Genomic DNA, 18,346 nt, shown 5'->3' on the forward strand with positions numbered 1-18,346 from the left:
CCCTCTCGCACTCACACCGTCTTTTTCAAAGCCTTGTGAGCACTTTCCATGTCCCATCGCATCGTGATTGTCGGCGGCGGCGCCGGCGGTTTGGAGCTGGCCACCCGCCTTGGTAGAAAACTGGGCAAGAGCGGCGCAGCCCGGATCATCCTGGTCGACGCCAACCTCACCCATATCTGGAAGCCCCTGCTGCACGAAGTGGCGGCCGGCTCGCTGAACTCCTCGGAAGACGAACTGAACTACGTGGCGCAGGCCAAGTGGAATCATTTCGAGTTCCAGCTCGGCCGCATGTCCGGTCTCGACCGCGCGGACAAGCACATCACCCTAGCCCCGACCCTGGACGATGACGGCCAGGTGCTGATGCCCGAGCGGCGCATCGCCTACGACAGCCTGGTGATCGCGGTGGGCAGCACCACCAACGACTTCGGCACGCCTGGCGCCGCCGAGCACTGCATCCTGCTGGATACCCGCGAGCAGGCCGAGCGCTTCCACCGCCGCATGCTCAGCCACTACCTGCGCGCCCACGCCAGCGAGCACGAGGATGGCTCGCAGATCAACATCGCCATCGTCGGCGCCGGGGCCACCGGGGTGGAACTGGCGGCCGAGTTGCACCATGCGGCAAAACAGCTGGCAGCCTACGGCCTGAACCGGATTCGCCCCGAAGACATGCGCATCACCCTGATCGAAGCGGGCCCGCGCGTTCTCCCGGCCCTGCCCGAGCGCATCGCCCGGCCGGTACACAAGACCCTGGAAAAACTCGGCGTTACCGTGCTGACCGGCGCCGCCGTCAGCGAAGTGACGGCCGAAGGCCTGAAGACCGCCGACGGCAACTTCATCCCCGCCAGCCTGAAGGTATGGGCCGCCGGTATCCGCGCACCGGGCTTTCTCAAGGACCTGGATGGCCTGGAGAGCAACCGTATCAACCAGCTGCAGGTACGCCCGACGCTGCAAACCACGCGGGATGACGACGTATTCGCCTTCGGTGACTGCGCCGCCTGCCCGCAACCCGGCAGCGAAGGGCGCAACGTGCCTCCGCGCGCCCAGGCCGCGCACCAGCAGGCGTCACTGCTGGCCAAGTCGCTGCGCCTGAAGATCAGCGGCCAGGCCCTGCCGGAGTATCGCTATCGTGACTACGGCTCGCTGATTTCGCTGTCGAGCTTCTCCGCCGTGGGCAATCTGATGGGCAACCTCACCGGCAGCGTGATGCTGGAAGGCTGGCTGGCGCGCGTGTTCTACGTGTCGCTATATCGCATGCACCAGATGGCGCTGTACGGCGTGCCGCGCACGCTGCTGCTGATGCTCAGCGACCGCATCGGCCGCAGCACCGAGCCGCGCCTGAAGCTGCACTGAAAGCGGCCGCGGAGCGGCCTTCTGATGACCCTCTCCCGTTCATGGGAGAGGGTGCCCGCAGGGCGGGAGAGGGTAAACCGGCGCCGCCATACCCCGCTTACCCCCTCACCCGCAAGCGTGAGAGAAGTGACCACACCGCAAAACCCGAACGCCAGACACGAAAAAGCCCGCGCTAGGCGGGCTTCTTCGAATGGTGGTGGGTCGTGTAGGATTCGAACCTACGACCAATTGGTTAAAAGCCAACTGCTCTACCAACTGAGCTAACGACCCAAATATGGTCGGGGTAGGGGGATTCGAACTCCCGACATCTTGCTCCCAAAGCAAGCGCGCTACCGGACTGCGCTATACCCCGATTGGAATTTGGCTCCGCGACCTGGACTCGAACCAGGGACCCAATGATTAACAGTCATTTGCTCTACCGACTGAGCTATCGCGGAACTACTGACATTCCAGCCTCAACCGCGTTTCGCTTTCGCGTTGCCGCTGCTGAGGCGCGCCATTTTACGTAGCAAAAATTCCCTGTCAACCCCTGCAAACTGCTTTTACGACAATGCTTTGCAGCACGGGCATGGACTACTATATGTTTCATCGAACTGCGGCACGACGCAGGACGCGCCAGACGACGACGCCAGTTAGGACAGTCCATGAGCAGCCAGGACCAGCCCCCCATTCACCCCAAGGTGGTCAGCCTCGCCAGCCGCGGCATACAGCCGCGCTTCAGCGATCTGGTGCAGGCGTGCCGCAAACTGGTGATGAATCGCCTGGCGGAGCACCTCAACGGCGTCTTCGGCCAGGTCGACGACACCCTGTTCGAGTGCGCCGAGAAGGCCGAGAACAACAAGGTGCAGACGCTGTTCTTCGACAGCATGCGCGAGATACGCCGGCAACGCCCGCAGATCGAGCGCAGCTACCACCAGCAGATCGCCACCAACTTCTCCGATTTCCTCGACGGCAAGCTGCAGAGTCAGACCGCCGCGCAACTGGACTCCGAGCACCTGGAGCTGGTGCAGAACGAAGATTACGAAGAGACCCTGCAAGTCACCAACATGGTCAGCCGGGTCAAGGCCCGCTGCACGCAGCAGCTGTTCGCCCTGGAGCAGCGCCTGGCGCTGCTCAACAACGGGCAGAAGCTCGGCGAGGACAACAACCCCTTCGGCCCGCAGGCCATCGCCCAGGCCTTTCGCGAGGCACTGGCGCCCTGCCCGTTCCCGCTGCAGATCAAGACCATCCTCTACATGCTCTTCGATCGCCATGTGATGCAGAGCCTGGACTCGCTGTACGGCGCCCTCAACCAGCGCCTGATCGACGCCGGCGTGCTGCCCAACCTCAAGTACAGCGCACAGATCAACCCGAGCGTCAGCCGCCCGGAGGCACCCAAGGCAGAGGCGCCCGCACCGGCGCAGCCAGCCACCGGCAAACCCGGCGCAGCCCCGGCGAGCGCAGAGCCCGCGTTGCTCGACCTCGATCTGAGCGCGCCGCCCCCGAGCGATCCGTCGGCGCTGTTCAGCGGCCTGTCCAGCCTGCTGGACGAACATCGCCACAGTCATCCGGATGCCCCCCTGCTCGGCGGCACGCGCAGCATCGTCAGCTTCTCGCCGCGTGAGGCCAGCCGGACCTACAGCGCCAGCGAGCTGCTCGCCGCACTCAACCGCATGCAACAGCAGTCGGCGCACGAACTGGCCCAGCGCCTGCAGAAGCCGCAGGCGGTCGAGGGCCTGAAGGCCGATCTGCAACAGCAGCTGGAATCCCACAGCAGCCTGCCCGGCGACAGCAAGGTTTCCGAGCAGGAAGCCGATGTGATCGACCTGGTCGGCATGCTGTTCGACTTCATCCTCGACGACGAGAATCTGCCGGACGCCTGCAAGACCGCGCTGTCGCACCTGCATACGCCCTACCTGAAGATCGCCCTGATGGACAAGGCGCTGTTCACCCAGCATCACCACCCCGCGCGGCGCCTGCTCAACACCATGGCCCAGGCCGGCGTGCTGTATGGCAGCGAGGGTGACGAGCGCGGCTTGCTGGCCAAGATGCAGTGGGTGGTCGAGCGCGTGATTCACGGCTTCAGCGGCGACCTGGCGCTGTTCGACGGCCTGATCGAAGAGTTCAACGAATATGTCGACACCCTGCGCCACAAGGTCGAGCTGCGTGAGCGCCGCGCGGTGGAGGCCGCCAAGGGCAGGGATCGTCTGCTCGGCGCGCGCGAACAGGCTCTGGACGTGGTGCAGCGCTGCCTGGAGCAACGTGACCTGCCGGCGATCATCCGCAACTTCCTCGAGCTGACCTGGGCCGATGTGCTGGTCTTCGTCCTGCTGCGCCATGGCGAACAGAGCGAGGAATGGCGACGGGCCAGCGAAGTGGCCGAGCAGCTGGCCTGGAGCGGCACCCCGCTGGACGAGGCGGACACGCAGCGCCTGCAGGAACTGCGCGTGCCCATGCTCAGCGACCTGCGCAAAGGCCTGGAGTTGCTGGGTGGCTACCACGAGGATGGCATTCGGCGCCTGCTGCAGGACCTGGTCGCCTGCCAGCACGCCGTGCAGGCCAAGCAGCCGCAACTGGCCGCACAACTGAGCCCCACCCTGCCGGAAAGCCCGCTGGGCGCCATGCTCGGCGAGGATGCCGACCTGGTGCGCCAGGCACCGTCACGCAACACGCTCTCGACACGTGCGCAGGCGCTGGCCAAGGAACTGGCGGACGTCGAGTTCGGCACCTGGTTCGAATTCGTCAGCAACGGCCAGAGCCGCGTGCTCAAGCTCTCCTGGTTCAGCCCGACCACGCACAACTACATGTTCGTCGACAACAGTGGTCAGCGTGTCGCGATCAAACCGCTCACCGTGCTGGCGAACGAAATGGAGAAGGGCCTGGCCCGCATCGTCACCCCCGAACGCGCAACACCACTGGTGGATCGCGCACTGACAGCCATCTACCGCGTGCTGCAGCGTTTCACTGGCCGCGCAGCCGAACCCCGCTGAGGAATTTCCATGGAAGAGCGTCGCCAACATAGCCGCCATGGCACCGAGATGCAGCTGGAGGTCTTCGACCTCAACAGCGGGCAGCGCCTTGGCCGTATCGTCGACCTGTCCGCGGACGGTTTCATGCTGTTCAGCGACACCCCGCATACGGCCGATGCCGTACTGGAGTGCCGCTTGGTCTGCACCTCGGAGACCCATGGCCTGCAGGAAGTGCACCTCGGGGCGGACTGCCTGTGGAGCCGGCCGGGTGCCGACGGCCAGCATTGCTGGGCCGGCTTCCATATCATCGACCTGGCCGAGGACCAGGCCAAGGCGCTGGAAGCGCTACTGGCCAAGCTGTAGCCCCGCCCGCCTGGCGCAGATGGCCACCGCGCCCTCTGCGCCACAACGAAAAACGGAGCCCGCAGGCTCCGTTTTTCATCCACCGAACGCTTACTGCGCCAGTTTCTTGTAACGCACGCGGTGCGGTTGCGCGGCAGCGTCGCCCAGGCGCTTCTTGCGATCGGCTTCGAACTCGGTGTAGTTGCCTTCGAAGAAGTTGACCTTGGCATCGTCCTCGTAGGAGAGGATGTGGGTGGCGATACGGTCGAGGAACCAGCGATCGTGGGAAATCACGATGGCGGCGCCGGGGAAGTCCAGCAGCGCGTCTTCCAGCGCACGCAGGGTTTCCACGTCGAGGTCGTTGGACGGTTCGTCGAGCAGCAGCACGTTGCCGCCCTGCTTCAGGGTCAGGGCCATGTGCAGACGGCCACGCTCACCACCGGAGAGGTCCTTGACGAACTTCTGCTGGTCGGCGCCCTTGAAGTTGAAGCGGCCGACGTAACCACGCGACGGCACCTCGTAGTTGCCCACCTTGATCATGTCGAAGCCGTCGGAGACCTGCTCCCACACGGTCTTGTTGCCTTCGAGCGCCTCGCGGCTCTGCTCGACGCTGGCGATCTGCACGGTTTCACCGATCTCGATGTGGCCGGAGTCCGGTTGTTCCTTGCCGGTGATCATGCGCAGCAGGGTCGACTTACCGGCACCGTTGCCACCGATCACGCCGACGATAGCGCCTTTCGGGATGCTGAACGACAGGTCGTCGATCAGTACGCGGTCGCCGAAGGACTTCGACACATTGACGAAGTCGATGACCTTGTCGCCCAGACGCGGACCGGCCGGGATGTAGATCTCGTTGGTCTCGCTGCGTTTCTGGAATTCCTGCGACTGCATTTCCTCGAAGCGTTGCAGGCGCGCCTTGGATTTCGACTGACGCGCCTTGGCGCCCTGGCGAACCCACTCCAGTTCGGCCTTCATGGCCTTGGCGTGCGACGCCTCGGCCTTGGCTTCCTGGGCCAGACGGTTGGACTTCGATTCCAGCCAGCCGGAATAGTTGCCCTCGTAGGGGATACCGTGGCCACGGTCGAGCTCGAGAATCCAGCCGGCGACGTTGTCGAGGAAGTAACGGTCGTGGGTGATCGCCACCACGGTGCCGGGGAAATCGTGCAGGAAGCGCTCCAGCCAGGCCACCGAGTCGGCGTCCAGGTGGTTGGTCGGTTCGTCCAGCAGCAGCATGTCGGGCGCCGACAGCAGCAGACGGCACAGCGCCACACGGCGCTTCTCGCCACCGGAGAGGTGCTCGATCTTGGCGTCCCAGGCCGGCAGACGCAGGGCGTCGGCGGCGACTTCCAGCTGGCGCTCCAGGTTATGCCCATCGGCGGCCTGCAGAATGGCTTCCAGCTTGGCCTGTTCGGCGGCCAGCGCATCGAAGTCGGCATCCGGCTCGGCATAGGCGGCGTACACCTCGTCGAGACGTGCCTGGGCCTGCTTGATCTCGCCTACTGCCTCTTCGACGATGTCGCGCACGCTCTTGGTCGGGTCCAGCTGCGGTTCCTGCGGCAGGTAACCGACCTTGATGCCGGGCATGGGACGGGCTTCGCCGTCGATCTCGGTGTCGACGCCCGCCATGATGCGCAGCAGCGTCGACTTGCCGGCGCCGTTGAGGCCGAGCACACCGATCTTGGCGCCCGGGAAGAACGAGAGAGAGATGTCCTTGAGGATTTCACGCTTCGGCGGGACGACCTTGCTGACCCGATGCATGCTGTAGACGTACTGAGCCATGGAGAACCTGACTGGTGAGAATGAGAGCTGAAAAAGTGGCGCACCCGGCACGCGTGGCGAAAACGTCGTGGGGACGCTGAACGTGCGATGCGCAACCGTCGCTTGCCGTCTGCGGCCGTTTTTCGCGACCTCCGCAGCCTGACAACGTGCAGAGACCTTAGCCGCCACGGAGAGGAACGCCAAGTATGGCGCGGACAGTTCGCGCACGCGGCGCAAAGCTACCGCAATGCAGGCGACAGGGCAAACTACGCTCGTCGAGCGGAACTGGCACTTGGCCACATTTACAGGCATTCTAGCCGGCTGACGTGAGCAGAGGCCCGCTCGCGCTTGTCATAGCAGATACAACCCCGCACTGGCTGCAGGCTCATAGAACGTGTCGACTCCCTCATCCCAGCCGAACTCCCCCACGGGCGAGTCGCGTGCGCCAAGGCGTCGCGAAGCGCTGCGGCGTGCGCTGGTGGTCCTGGTGCTGGCGATTCTGGGCCTGCTGGCCTGGCAACTGGTGCAGGAGCATCGGCAACTGCTCGGCAGCCAGAAGCAGCTCAGCCTCAGCTACGGTGAACAGCTGGCCAAGCACCTGAGCCTGAGCATGCGCCTGAAGGCCCAGGCCGGGCAGGCCATGCTGCACAGCGCGGAGGATGCCAAGCACAGCGACGCCGAACTGCTCGGCACGCTGCGCAGCATTTTCCCGACCCTCAGCAGCATGGCCTGGTTCGACGCCAACGGTCAGTTGCTCAGCGACAGCTTCGCCAGTGCGAACGACCGCAGCTTCATTCGCAACCAGCTGCAGCGCAGCGCTTCGGCCGCCTACCATTTCGCCTTCAGCGCCCAGGACGGCGGCGCCCTGTACCTGCTGCTGCGGCAGGCCGACGGTAGCCATCGCGTCCTGCGCATGAGCACCAAGGCGCTGAGGAACTGGCTGCGCGAGCAACACCAGAGCGAACACGACTGGCTGCTCGAGGACCGACAGAGCCTGCGCGTCATCGCCCGGGCCGACCACCTGCAGCAGGCGGCCGGCAGCATCGCACCGGTCACCGGCGCCGAGCAGGCGCAGAGCCTCGCGCAAATTCCCCTGCCCGGCAGCGACTGGCAGCTGCGCCCGCTCTTCGATGCCGATCGCGCCAGCAACGAGCTGATGCCAGCGCTGGCCGGCAAGTTCCTGCTGTTCGTCCTGTGCTCGTTGCTGACGCTCCTCGCCCTCTACGGCCTGCAACGCGAGCAGCGCCGCCTGCAGCGCCTGAACAGTGAATCGCGGCGCTCGCTGCATCGCGCCGCCAGTGCGCTAGGGGCAGTCGAAGAACGCATTCTCGTGACCCAGTCCGATGGCAAGCTGCGCTACCTCAACCCGCAGGCCGAGGCGTTGTTCGGCCTCAGCAGCGAGGCCGCCTGGGACCTGCACCTGCTCGACCTGCTGCCCGACCTCGATCCGTTGCTGCTCAACAGCCCGCAGCTGGCCGGCGACCCCGGCCCCGAGCTGGTCCGGGTGGAGCGCCAGGGCAGCGCCCGCCTGTTCGCCGTGACCCGCAGCGACATCGGCAACGCCGGGCCAAGGGGTGGCTACGTCTGGGTACTGCGCGACGTGACCGACGAGCAGCAGGCGATGCGCGTGCTGCAGGAGACCCGCAGGCGCTATCAGGACATCTTCGACGGCACCGGGGTCGCCCTCTGCGTGCTCGACCTCTCCGGCCTGCGCAGCCTGCTGCTGCAGAACAAGCTGCGCGATGCCGCCGGCCTCCAGCGCTGGCTGAAAGCCGATGCCCAGCACCACACGCTACTGCTGGATCAGCTGCGCATCACCGAGGCCAATCAGGTGGCGCTCAACCTGCTCGGCGTCAAATCCATCGATCAGGCCTGGCATCAGCTGATCGACAGCGGCCCGATCAGGCCGGACGACCTGCGCTACCGGCTGGCGGTCGCCGTGCTCGAAGGTCCCAACCTGGTAGAGCTGGAGACCCAGCTGGTCACCGCGCAGGGCCTGCAGCGCCATGTCTGGCTGGTCCTGCGCCTGCCGGAGATGATCCAGGACTACCAGGCCGTGACGCTGAGTATCAGCGACATCACCAGCCGCAAGCGCATCGAGCTGTCGCTGATCGAGCGCGAGCGCTTCTGGTCCGAGGTGGTACGTTCGGTACCCGACCTGCTCTACGTACATGACATGCAGAACCGCCAGGTGCTGTTCAGCAACCACAGCCTCGGCCTGCAACTCGGCTACAGCAAGGCCGAGCTGCGCAGCATGCGCGAGGATTTCTGGGAGCAGGTGCTGCACCCGGACGACAGCGACTACTACTGGCGTATCCGCAACCTGCAGAAAGTGGTCGGCGACGGCCTGCTGCTCGAGTCGGTGCTGCGCTGGCGCCACCGCGACGGCCAGTGGCGCTGGTTCAGCATCCGCGAGCAGGCCCTGGCGCGCGATGAGCGGGGCCGGGTAAGCCGCCTGATCGGCGTCGCCAAGGACATCACCGAACAGATCGAACGCAACCAGTCGCTGCGCGACAGCGAGCAGCGCTATCGCCTGCTGGCAGAAAGCATCAGCGACGTGATCTTCTCCACCGACAGCAGCCTGGCGCTGAACTACGTCAGCCCCTCTGTCGAGCCGGTGCTGGGCTACTCCGTCAACTGGGTCATGGCCAACGGTTTCGCCAACATGGCCGCCAACCCGCAGCAACTGGTCGGCCTCAACCACCTGCTCGAACGCATTCGCGATGCACTCGGCGAACGCGATCGCCTCAACCGCCTGCGCGACGAACTGCCGGACCAGCTGTTCGTGTTCGACTGCCTGCGCGCCGACGGCCACAAGATCCCGGTGGAGCTGCGCCTGGTGCTGATGTGGGACGAGAACGGTCGCTTCGAGGGCATCCTCGGCGTGGGCCGCGACATCAGCCAGCAGCGCCGCGCGGAAAAGGACCTGCGCATGGCGGCGACGGTCTTCGAACACTCCACTGCCGCGATCCTGGTGACCGACCCGGCCGGCTACATCGTTCAGGTCAACAAGGCGTTCAGCCGGGTCAGCGGCTATTCCGCCGGCCAGGTGCTCGACCAGTTGCCCGGCATGCTCACCGCCGATCGCCAGCAGGCGACGCACATGCAGTACATCCTCGGCCAGCTCAACCAGCGCGGCAGCTGGGAGGGCGAGGTCTGGCTCAAGCGCAAGGGCGGCGAGAACTTCCCGGCCTGGGTCGGCATCACCGCGGTGCACGACGAGGAAGGCGACCTCGTCAGCTACGTGTGCTTCTTCAGCGACATCAGCGAGCGCAAGGCCAGCGAGCAGCGTATCCACCGCCTGGCCTACTACGACGCCCTCACCCACCTGCCCAACCGCACGCTGTTCCAGGACCGGCTGCACAGCGCCCTGCAACATGCCGAACGGCATGACGAGTGGGTGGTGCTGATGTTCCTCGACCTCGATCGCTTCAAGCCGATCAACGATTCGCTGGGCCACGCGGCCGGCGACCGTATGCTCAAGGACGTGGCCGTGCGCCTGTCGGCCTGCGTCGACGGCGACGACACCGTCGCGCGCATGGGCGGCGACGAATTCACCCTGCTGCTGCAACCGCGCGCCACCCGTGAAGGTGCACTGAACCGCGCCATCCATGTCGCCGAACAGATTCTCGCCAGCCTGGCACGCCCCTTCGTGCTCGAAGGACGCGAGTTCTTCGTCACGGCCAGCATCGGCATCGCCCTCGCCCCGCAGGACGGTGACGAGCTGAGCCAGCTGATGAAGAACGCCGACACCGCCATGTACCACGCCAAGGAACGTGGCAAGAACAACTTCCAGTTCTACCAGGCCGACATGAACGCCAGCGCCCTGGAGCGCCTGGAGCTGGAGAGCGACCTGCGCCATGCCCAGGAACAGGGCCAGTTCGTCCTGCACTACCAGCCACAGTTCTCCGGCGACGGCCGCCGCCTGACCGGCGTCGAGGCCCTGCTGCGCTGGAACCACCCGAGCCGTGGCCTGGTACCGCCGGACGATTTCATCCCGGTGCTGGAAGAACTCGGGCTGGTGGTACAGGTCGGCGAATGGGTCCTGGAAGAAGCCTGCCGCCAGCTCAGGGCCTGGCACGACGAGAAGATCCGCATCCCCAAGGTCTCGGTCAACCTCTCCGCCCGTCAGTTCGCCGAAGGCGACCTGAGCGCGCGCATCGCCGCCATCATCGAACGCACCGGGCTGCCGCCAGCCTGCCTGGAGGTCGAGCTGACCGAGAGCATCCTGATGCACGACGTGACCAGCGCCATGCAGACGCTGCACGAGCTCAAGCGCCTGGGCCTGTGCATCGCGGTGGATGACTTCGGCACCGGCTACAGCTCGCTCAACTACCTCAAGCAGTTCCCCATCGACGTGCTGAAGATCGACCGCAGCTTCGTCGACGGCCTGCCGGAGGGCGAGCAGGACGCGCAGATCGCTCGCGCCATCATTGCCATGGCCCACAGCCTGAACATGATGGTGATTGCCGAAGGCGTGGAGAGCCAGGCGCAACTGGACTTCCTGCGCGAGCACGGCTGCGACGAGGTGCAGGGCTACCTGCTCGGGCGGCCGGTGCAGGCCCAGCAGTTCAGCGCCCGGTTCAACGCTGCCGAGCTGTTCATGCTCATCTGAACGACGCGCATGAGGGCCACTTGTCTGCCTCATGACCGACCTTCATATGCCTGAATGCGACCTTTGCGGTAGAATCCGCCCCTTAATTTCTTCCGCCCAACTGGTTTTCAGGGGATTGCCATGTTCAGCCGTGATTTGAATCTCGCTCGTTTTGACGCCGAACTCTTTGCCGCGATGGAGCAGGAAGCTCAGCGCCAGGAAGAGCACATCGAGCTGATCGCCTCGGAAAACTACACCAGCCCGGCAGTGATGGAAGCCCAGGGCAGCGTGCTGACCAACAAGTACGCCGAAGGCTACCCGGGCAAGCGTTACTACGGTGGCTGCGAGTACGTCGACGTGGTCGAGCAGCTGGCCATCGACCGCGCCAAGGAGCTGTTCGGCGCCGACTACGCCAACGTCCAGCCGCACTCCGGCAGCCAGGCCAACAGCGCCGTGTACATGGCCCTGCTCAACGCCGGCGACACCGTGCTGGGCATGAGCCTGGCCCACGGCGGCCACCTGACCCACGGCGCCAGCGTCAGCTTCTCCGGCAAGATCTACAACGCCGTGCAGTACGGCATCAACGACCAGGGCCTGATCGACTACGACGAAGTCGAGCGCCTGGCCGTCGAGCACAAGCCGAAGATGATCATCGCCGGCTTCAGCGCCTACTCGCAGGTACTGGACTTCCCGCGCTTCCGCGCCATCGCCGACAAGGTCGGTGCCTACCTGTTCGTCGACATGGCCCACGTCGCCGGCCTGGTCGCCGCCGGCCTGTACCCGAACCCGGTGCCGTTCGCCGACGTGGTCACCACCACCACCCACAAGACCCTGCGCGGTCCGCGCGGTGGCCTGATCCTGGCGCGCAAGAACGAAGAGCTGGAGAAGAAGTTCAACTCCGCCGTTTTCCCGGGCGGCCAGGGCGGCCCGCTGGAGCACGTTATCGCCGCCAAGGCCGTGTGCTTCAAGGAAGCACTGCAGCCCGAGTTCAAGGCCTACCAGGCCCAGGTGATCAAGAACGCCCAGAGCATGGCTCAGGTGTTCATCGAAAACGGCTACGACGTGGTTTCCGGCGGCACCGAGAACCACCTGTTCCTGCTGTCGCTGATCAAGCAGGACATCACCGGCAAGGACGCGGACGCCGCCCTGGGCCGCGCCTACATCACCGTGAACAAGAACAGCGTACCGAACGACCCGCGCTCGCCGTTCGTCACCTCCGGCCTGCGTATCGGCACCCCGGCCGTGACCACTCGCGGCTTCAAGGAAGACGAGTGCCGCCAGCTGGCAGGCTGGATCTGTGAAGTGCTGGCCAACATCGGCAACGATGACGTCGAAGGCCGCGTGCGCGAGCAGGTCAAGGCCCTGTGCGCCCGCTTCCCGGTCTACGGCAACTGAGGCTCAGCCTGAAATGAAGAAGCCCGCCGATCGGCGGGCTTCTTTTTGCCTGGGATCCGACGCAGCACGTCAGGCCGGTTGTTTCACATAGCGCGCCAGCTGGGCGTCGCGACTCATCACATCGAGGGTGGCGGCCAGTACCTGCTCGCTGGTGGCGTCGGCCTGGCTGAAGATGCTGCCGAAATTGTCGTGGGTGACCTTGGCGAAGTGTGCACGGTCCTTGGCCTCCACACCCAGCAGGGTGGCGTAGGCATCCAGCGCCTCGCCCTCGCCGACCGCCATGTCTTCGGCGATGGAGTCGAGCATGCCGTTCATCGCCAGCATGGAGCGACCGTTGTAGCCCAGCGCACCGCTGGTGTCGCAGCCGTTGGTGCCGGAGGTCATGCCAAAGGTGGCATTGCCCGAGGTGCCGTTGGTGGTGGTAGCCAGGAAGTGCGGCGCCATGCCACGCTGCCCTTCGAACAGCATGTTGCCCCAGCCGCAGCCGTTGCCACCGGCTGCGTCGGCGAACGCGCCAACACTGGCCATACTCAACAGGCCAAAGACCAAACCCTTGCCCAGCAGTCGCTTGCTCATATCTATCGCTCCGCAATATCGAGTAGTAAAAACCGCATAAGGAGCTTTGGCGACACTTGCCCACCTGTCAAACTGATGTGTATCTGTCGTGAGCCACGACGTGGCGCACATCACACGACCAACAGCCTTGACTATAGTGATGTAAACACCTCAGGAGCATGGGCATGAGTGAACCAGCCAATGAGCGTCGGCGCTTCCAGCGCATCGCCTTCGACGCTCCCACCGTAATCGCCCAGGGTGAGCGGCAATGGAAGGCAGCGCTGCACGACATCTCACTCAAAGGCCTGCTGATCAGGACGCCACGCGATTGGAGCGGTGACCCGGATCAACCGTTCGAGGCGCTGGTGGAACTGGGCGGCGAAGCCCGGGTGAAGATGGAGGTGGTGCTGACCCGGACGCAGCCCCACTACCTCGGCTTCGTCTGCCGCCATATCGACCTCGAATCCATCAGCCACCTGCGCCGCCTGGTCGAACTCAACCTTGGCGATGAAGAGCTGCTGGAGCGCGAACTGGCGGCACTGGGCGAAGACGACTGAGCCGATCAGTGACGCAGGCAGGCAGCCTCGGCCTGCTCGCGGCGCTGACGACGCGCCTGGAGACGCTGCGCCTCGCGGCGAGCATCGCGCGACTCGACAGCCTTGGCGTCGAAGTTGAAAGCACGGGAAAAGAAATCGAAGAACAGGAACATGAGGGTGTCTCCTTCGTTGGATACACCTTCATGCTGCGCGTAGATAGCCTGCTACCTATTGATCCCGATCAATTCTGCCTGGAGCCCCCTCGCGGCAGAACGCCGCAGCCCCGAAGCTACTCGAACAACGCATCCAGCGCCTGCTCCAGGCGCGTCACCGCGATGATCTGCAATCCTGCCGGCGCTTCCTTCGGCGCATTGCCCTTGGGCACGATGGCGCGCTTGAAGCCATGCTTGGCCGCTTCCTTGAGGCGCTCCTGGCCACTGGGCACCGGGCGGATCTCGCCGGACAGGCCGATCTCGCCGAACACCAGCAGGTCATGCTGCAGCGGGCGGTTGCGCAGGCTGGAGATGACCGCCGCCATCAGCGCCAGATCCGACGCCGTTTCCAGCACCTTCACCCCGCCGACCACGTTGAGGAACACGTCCTGGTCGTAGGTGGGGATGCCGCCATGGCGATGCAGCACGGCCAGGAGCATCGCCAGGCGATTCTGGTCCAGGCCCAGGGTGACACGGCGCGGGTTGCCCAGGTGGCTGGTGTCGACCAGCGCCTGCACCTCCACCAGCATCGGCCGCGAGCCCTCCCAGGTGGCCATCACCACGCTGCCGGGCACCGCCTCCTGGGCACGGGTGAGGAAGATCGCCGAGGGGTTGGAGACCTCCTTGAGGCCCTTGTCGGTCATGCCGAACACGCCCAGTTCATTCACCGCGCCGAAGCGGTTCTTCACCGCGCGCAGCAGGCGCAGGCGCCCGTCGGACTCGCCCTCGAAATACAGCACGGTATCGACCATGTGCTCCAGCACCCGCGGGCCGGCCAGCGCGCCTTCCTTGGTGACGTGGCCGACCAGGAAGATCGCCGTGCCGCTCTGCTTGGCGAAGCGCACCAGCAGCGCAGCACTCTCGCGTACCTGGGCGACGCCTCCCGGCGCGGACTGCAGCTGCTCGGTGAAGATGGTCTGGATCGAGTCGATCACCATGACCTTGGGCTTTTCCTGACGGGCGGTGGCGATGATCGACTCGATGCAGGTCTCGGTCATCACCTTGAGCTTGTCCTGCGGCAGGTCCAGGCGCCGGGCGCGCATGGCCACCTGCTGCTGCGACTCCTCGCCGGTGACGTACAGGGCCGGGAAACGCTGGGCGACATTGCACAGGGTCTGCAGCAGGATGGTCGACTTGCCGATGCCCGGATCACCGCCGATAAGCACCACCGAGCCATCCACCAGGCCGCCGCCCAGCACCCGGTCCAGCTCACTGGAGGCGGTGGAGAAACGCGGAATCTCCTCGACGCTGACCTCGGCCAGGGTCTTGATGTTGGCCTTGTCACCCGCCCAGCCGCTGCGCCCACTGGGCGTGGCGCCCTCGACCACGGTTTCCACCAGGGTATTCCAGGCGCCGCACTCGCCACACTGCCCCGCCCACTTCGGGAAGGTGGCGCCGCACTCGGTGCAGCCGTACATGCGTTTTGCCTTGGCCATGGGGTAGTCGTCCTGCCTGTTCAACGAAGGCTGGAACGATACCGAACAACTGGATAAATTTACAGACCAGGTCTATTTCACGCGGATACGCTCATGCAGATCGAACTGCTGCCCACCAGCGCCGAACAGCTTCCGCTGCTCGCCAACCTGTACCAGTTCTATGCCTACGAAAGCTCCGACTGGGAGCAGGAGGACGTGGAAACCGACGGACGCTTCTACATCCACGAGCCGCACCTGCAACGCTACTGGCAGGACGCCGGCTGGAGCGCACAGCTGGTCCTCGCCGACGGCTTCATCGCCGGCTTCGTGCTGATCGAGCGCAGCGAGCTACCCGGCATCGACGCCCCGGAGTTCGCCGACCTGTTCATTCTGAAGAAGTACCGCCGTCAGGGTATCGGCCGTGCGCTGGTGCATCAGCTGATGGGCGATGGCCAGCCCTGGCTGCTGCGCTACTACTGCCAGGACGAACTGGCCCGGGCCTTCTGGCAACGGCTGCTGAGCGAGTGGCCCAGACCCGCACGGGCGATCTGGACGGAGGATGAAGCGGACGGGCTGCTCACCTACCTGATCAACCCGCCGGTGCATTGAAACCTGGGCCGGGGCTCAGCCCTTGCAGCCGTTGCCGCAACCGCAGCACTGCCCGCTGGCACGCTTGAGCTGCCGAGCCAGTTCATCCTTGAGCGCGACGCGGTTGAGCTTGAGCGCCTGCGGGGAAACGTCGTCGAGCAACTCGATGCCGTCTTCGATCCGGCAGATGCGCTTGTCCAGCACCTCGTACTCCTCGGCCTGCCTGGCGAAGAGCGCATCGCCCTGGCGCAGGCGCTGCAGGGCGTCGCGGTGCTCGGGGAAATCATGGATCAGAGGGTGATGATCGACGTGCATGATGCAGCTCCTGGCTAAGGTGTTGATCGCAGCCTAGCCCGCCGCCGTCGCCCCACCCTTGACCCTGGTCAAGCCCCCATCAGGTAGCCCCGTGCAGCAGGTCCGCGATCTCGTCCTTGAGGCCGACGCGCTGCAGCTTGAGCCCCTGCAGCATCAGATCATCGGCGACCGAACGGCCGTCCTCTATCTCGTAGATGCGCTTGTCCAGTGCCTCGTACTCCTCCGCCAGCCTGGCGAAGCGCGCGTCGCTCTGCATCAGCTTGCGCAACGCATCGTGCTGCTGCGGAAATTCTCGGTTGAGCGGGTGATGTTCAAGCGGCATGGAGGAACCTCCCGGAGATCGTCCTATTCAGCCTAGTCGAAGCTGCGCCAGGCGTAGCCCCGCCACACGAGCGCGGCAGGCACCGAAAGGAAATGAAATGTTGCAGCTTGCGCGCATTGCGCAGCCTGTTTTCCGTTAAATTGGCAGGCCCTTGGTTACCAACACCCCTACATGACACTCCTGATAGCGTTCGCTGTCCTCTCCATCCTGGTTTCGTTCATCTGTTCCATCCTCGAAGCCGCGCTGCTCTCCCTCACACCCAGCTACATCGCTCAGCAGAAGCTCGAACGACCGCGCCTGTATGAACGCCTGAAGGCGCTCAAGGACAAGATCGACCAGCCGCTGGCGGCCATTCTCACGCTGAACACCGTTGCCCACACGGTCGGCGCCACAGGCGTCGGCGCGCAGGTGACCATTGTCTTCGGCGACGGCTACCTGGGTGCCGCCTCGGCGATCATGACCCTGCTGATCCTGGTGCTCTCGGAAATCCTGCCGAAGACCATCGGTGCACGCTACTGGCGTACCTTCGCGCCCTTCCTGCCCGGTCTGCTGCAGGCGATGATCCTGCTGCTCAAGCCGTTCATCTTCATGTCCGACCTGATCATGCGCCTGTTCGGCGGCAAGGAGCCGGAGCATGACGTGCGCCAGGAGATCAAGGCCCTGACCCTGCTCGGCCGCGAAGTCGGCTCGCTCGACGAGGACGAGCAGCGCGTGATCGGCAATATTCTCGACCTGCACGAGATTCGCCTACGCGACATCATGACCCCGCGCATCGTCTGCGAATCGGCCGCGCCGGACGAGTCCATCGCCGCGTTCAAGGCCCGCGCCCGGTTGAGCCAGTTCTCCCGTTACCCGGTGATCGGCGAGGACGAGTCGCCGCTGGGCGTGGTATTCCGCTACGACGCCCTGACCGCCGAAGATGATTCGGCCGCGCTGACCAGCATCATGAAACCGCTGAAGGTGGTGCCGGAAAGCATGAACGCCGAGAACCTGATGACCCAGCTGATGCAGGAGCGTCAGCACATGTGCCTGGTGTACGACGAGTTCGGCAGCTGGCGCGGCCTGGTGACGCTGGAAGACATCATGGAAACCATCATCGGCAAGCCGATCCTCGACGAGACCGACGACATCCCCAACATGCGCCGCTTCGCCAAGCGCCGCTGGGAGCATCGCATCAAGGCGATCCGCGCAGAGGACTGATCACCAGTAGTTCTCCACCGCCACCTGACCCGGACGCCGGGTCAGGCTCAGGTTCAGGCCACGGGCCTTCAGGCGCTGGCGGATATCGTCGATCATCTGCGGGTTGCCGCAGATCATCACCCGCGAGTCCTCGGGCGTCAGCTGCAGGCCCGCCGCACGCTCCAGTTCACCGTTGTCGAGCAGTTCGGTGATGCGCGCCCCCAGGCAGCCCGCCGCCGGCTCGCGCGTCACCACCGGCAGGTAGGTGAGCTTGTGTGCGAACTCGGCCAGGTGCTCCAGGCCGGCGAATCCCGTGATCATCGACTGGTAGGCCAGTTCGGCGCGGGTGCGCGCGCTGTACACCAGCACGATGCGTTCGAAACGCTGCCACACCTCGAAGTCCTGGAGGATCGACAGGAACGGCGCGATGCCGGTACCGCTGCCCAGCAGCCACAGGTCGCGGCCGTCGACGAAACGGTCCAGCGTCAGGTAGCCGGTGGCTTGTCGTTCCACCAGCAGGCTGTCGCCAGCGCGCAGACGGCTCAGCTCGCTGGTGAACTCGCCCCCCGGCACCACGATGGAGAAGAACTCGAGGAACTCGTCGTGCGGCGCGGACACCAGCGAGTAGGCGCGCCAGACCTGCGTGCCATCGGCCTTCTCCACGCCGAGACGCACGAACTGCCCGGCGCGAAAGCGAAAGCCGGCAGCGCGCGTGGTGCGCAGGGTAAACAGACTCGGTGTCAGGCCCTGCACGTCCAGCAGTGTCTGACGGGTGAACTTGTCTTCGCTGACGGTCATAATCGCCTCCTCATCGAATACCCGCCCAGTCTGGCGCAA

Annotated in this window: 15 protein-coding genes and 3 tRNA genes; 8 read left to right on the forward strand and 10 right to left on the reverse strand. The window is 65.0% G+C overall.

Translation table 11 applies throughout. From position 1 onward, the window contains the following. Positions 1-48: 48 nt before the first annotated feature. Complete coding sequence (locus tag EPK82_RS13910; RefSeq protein WP_037046213.1) at positions 49-1,350, forward strand: NAD(P)/FAD-dependent oxidoreductase; 1,302 nt, start codon at positions 49-51, stop codon at positions 1,348-1,350. 194 nt (positions 1,351-1,544) lie between these two features. On the opposite strand, the gene EPK82_RS13915 is transcribed toward EPK82_RS13910, so the two are convergent. From EPK82_RS13915 to EPK82_RS13925, 3 genes are all read right to left on the reverse strand, one after another. Next, a tRNA-Lys gene (locus EPK82_RS13915) sits at positions 1,545-1,620 on the reverse strand. 5 nt (positions 1,621-1,625) lie between these two features. After that, positions 1,626-1,702 (reverse strand) — tRNA-Pro (locus EPK82_RS13920). Positions 1,703-1,711: 9 nt separating this feature from the next. Next, positions 1,712-1,787: transfer RNA gene (locus EPK82_RS13925), tRNA-Asn, on the reverse strand. Between the two features lie 207 nt (positions 1,788-1,994). Between EPK82_RS13925 and EPK82_RS13930 the strand changes: the two genes are divergently transcribed. Then, entirely contained in the window at positions 1,995-4,319 is a 2,325-nt protein-coding gene (locus tag EPK82_RS13930) for a DUF1631 domain-containing protein (protein ID WP_134676934.1), read from the forward strand. A 9-nt stretch (positions 4,320-4,328) separates the two neighbouring features. Then, the gene (locus EPK82_RS13935) at positions 4,329-4,661 is read left to right on the forward strand and encodes a PilZ domain-containing protein (RefSeq protein WP_037046209.1); all 333 of its coding nucleotides are present in this window, start codon (positions 4,329-4,331) and stop codon (positions 4,659-4,661) included. A gap of 90 nt (positions 4,662-4,751) precedes the next feature. Here EPK82_RS13935 and ettA read toward each other — a convergent pair whose 3' ends face one another. Then, positions 4,752-6,419: an energy-dependent translational throttle protein EttA gene (gene ettA, locus EPK82_RS13940; protein WP_047589915.1), complete on the reverse strand. Its 1,668-nt coding sequence runs from the start codon at positions 6,417-6,419 to the stop codon at positions 4,752-4,754. A gap of 442 nt (positions 6,420-6,861) precedes the next feature. On the opposite strand from ettA, the gene EPK82_RS13945 reads away from it, so the two are divergent. Both EPK82_RS13945 and glyA read left to right on the forward strand, forming a co-directional pair. Next, positions 6,862-11,013: an EAL domain-containing protein gene (locus EPK82_RS13945; protein WP_455708951.1), complete on the forward strand. Its 4,152-nt coding sequence runs from the start codon at positions 6,862-6,864 to the stop codon at positions 11,011-11,013. A gap of 120 nt (positions 11,014-11,133) precedes the next feature. After that, a complete protein-coding gene (gene glyA / locus EPK82_RS13950; protein WP_134676936.1) occupies positions 11,134-12,387 on the forward strand; it encodes a serine hydroxymethyltransferase in 1,254 nt (417 codons plus the stop codon). A gap of 69 nt (positions 12,388-12,456) precedes the next feature. Here glyA and EPK82_RS13955 read toward each other — a convergent pair whose 3' ends face one another. Further along, positions 12,457-12,963: a DUF3015 domain-containing protein gene (locus EPK82_RS13955; RefSeq protein ID WP_037046200.1), complete on the reverse strand. Its 507-nt coding sequence runs from the start codon at positions 12,961-12,963 to the stop codon at positions 12,457-12,459. Positions 12,964-13,127: 164 nt separating this feature from the next. Between EPK82_RS13955 and EPK82_RS13960 the strand changes: the two genes are divergently transcribed. Continuing rightward, positions 13,128-13,499 (forward strand): PilZ domain-containing protein, encoded by a 372-nt coding sequence (locus tag EPK82_RS13960; protein WP_037046198.1) that lies wholly within the window; start codon positions 13,128-13,130, stop codon positions 13,497-13,499. A gap of 5 nt (positions 13,500-13,504) precedes the next feature. On the opposite strand, the gene EPK82_RS24775 is transcribed toward EPK82_RS13960, so the two are convergent. Both EPK82_RS24775 and radA read right to left on the reverse strand, forming a co-directional pair. Then, positions 13,505-13,651, reverse strand: coding sequence for a hypothetical protein (locus tag EPK82_RS24775; RefSeq protein WP_167494354.1), 147 nt, complete (start codon positions 13,649-13,651; stop codon positions 13,505-13,507). Positions 13,652-13,767: 116 nt separating this feature from the next. Further along, entirely contained in the window at positions 13,768-15,126 is a 1,359-nt protein-coding gene (gene radA / locus EPK82_RS13965; RefSeq protein ID WP_037046196.1) for a DNA repair protein RadA, read from the reverse strand. 93 nt (positions 15,127-15,219) lie between these two features. Here radA and EPK82_RS13970 point away from each other — a divergent pair, with 93 nt between their 5' ends. After that, on the forward strand, positions 15,220-15,714 hold the full coding sequence (locus EPK82_RS13970; RefSeq protein WP_134676937.1) for a GNAT family N-acetyltransferase: 495 nt from the start codon (positions 15,220-15,222) through the stop codon (positions 15,712-15,714). 15 nt (positions 15,715-15,729) lie between these two features. On the opposite strand, the gene EPK82_RS13975 is transcribed toward EPK82_RS13970, so the two are convergent. Next, entirely contained in the window at positions 15,730-16,008 is a 279-nt protein-coding gene (locus EPK82_RS13975; RefSeq protein ID WP_134676938.1) for a YdcH family protein, read from the reverse strand. A 79-nt stretch (positions 16,009-16,087) separates the two neighbouring features. Further along, the gene (locus EPK82_RS13980; RefSeq protein ID WP_037046189.1) at positions 16,088-16,330 is read right to left on the reverse strand and encodes a YdcH family protein; all 243 of its coding nucleotides are present in this window, start codon (positions 16,328-16,330) and stop codon (positions 16,088-16,090) included. Between the two features lie 171 nt (positions 16,331-16,501). On the opposite strand from EPK82_RS13980, the gene EPK82_RS13985 reads away from it, so the two are divergent. Beyond that, entirely contained in the window at positions 16,502-17,530 is a 1,029-nt protein-coding gene (locus EPK82_RS13985; RefSeq protein WP_037046186.1) for a CNNM domain-containing protein, read from the forward strand. Here EPK82_RS13985 and EPK82_RS13990 read toward each other — a convergent pair whose 3' ends face one another. Beyond that, a complete protein-coding gene (locus tag EPK82_RS13990) occupies positions 17,531-18,307 on the reverse strand; it encodes a ferredoxin--NADP reductase (RefSeq protein ID WP_134676939.1) in 777 nt (258 codons plus the stop codon). Positions 18,308-18,346: the final 39 nt, after the last annotated feature.

This window comes from Ectopseudomonas khazarica (assembly GCF_004521985.1).
GTDB classification, from domain to species: domain Bacteria; phylum Pseudomonadota; class Gammaproteobacteria; order Pseudomonadales; family Pseudomonadaceae; genus Aquipseudomonas; species Aquipseudomonas khazarica.

Coding starts and splice junctions, on each gene's coding strand:
- EPK82_RS13910 (WP_037046213.1), top strand. CDS start 49: ATGTCCCATCGCATCGTGATTGTCGGCGGCGGCGCCGGCGGTTTGGAG.
- EPK82_RS13930 (WP_134676934.1), top strand. CDS start 1,995: ATGAGCAGCCAGGACCAGCCCCCCATTCACCCCAAGGTGGTCAGCCTC.
- EPK82_RS13935 (WP_037046209.1), top strand. CDS start 4,329: ATGGAAGAGCGTCGCCAACATAGCCGCCATGGCACCGAGATGCAGCTG.
- ettA (WP_047589915.1), bottom strand. CDS start 6,419: ATGGCTCAGTACGTCTACAGCATGCATCGGGTCAGCAAGGTCGTCCCG.
- glyA (WP_134676936.1), top strand. CDS start 11,134: ATGTTCAGCCGTGATTTGAATCTCGCTCGTTTTGACGCCGAACTCTTT.
- EPK82_RS13955 (WP_037046200.1), bottom strand. CDS start 12,963: ATGAGCAAGCGACTGCTGGGCAAGGGTTTGGTCTTTGGCCTGTTGAGT.
- EPK82_RS13960 (WP_037046198.1), top strand. CDS start 13,128: ATGAGTGAACCAGCCAATGAGCGTCGGCGCTTCCAGCGCATCGCCTTC.
- EPK82_RS24775 (WP_167494354.1), bottom strand. CDS start 13,651: ATGTTCCTGTTCTTCGATTTCTTTTCCCGTGCTTTCAACTTCGACGCC.
- radA (WP_037046196.1), bottom strand. CDS start 15,126: ATGGCCAAGGCAAAACGCATGTACGGCTGCACCGAGTGCGGCGCCACC.
- EPK82_RS13970 (WP_134676937.1), top strand. CDS start 15,220: ATGCAGATCGAACTGCTGCCCACCAGCGCCGAACAGCTTCCGCTGCTC.
- EPK82_RS13975 (WP_134676938.1), bottom strand. CDS start 16,008: ATGCACGTCGATCATCACCCTCTGATCCATGATTTCCCCGAGCACCGC.
- EPK82_RS13980 (WP_037046189.1), bottom strand. CDS start 16,330: ATGCCGCTTGAACATCACCCGCTCAACCGAGAATTTCCGCAGCAGCAC.
- EPK82_RS13985 (WP_037046186.1), top strand. CDS start 16,502: ATGACACTCCTGATAGCGTTCGCTGTCCTCTCCATCCTGGTTTCGTTC.
- EPK82_RS13990 (WP_134676939.1), bottom strand. CDS start 18,307: ATGACCGTCAGCGAAGACAAGTTCACCCGTCAGACACTGCTGGACGTG.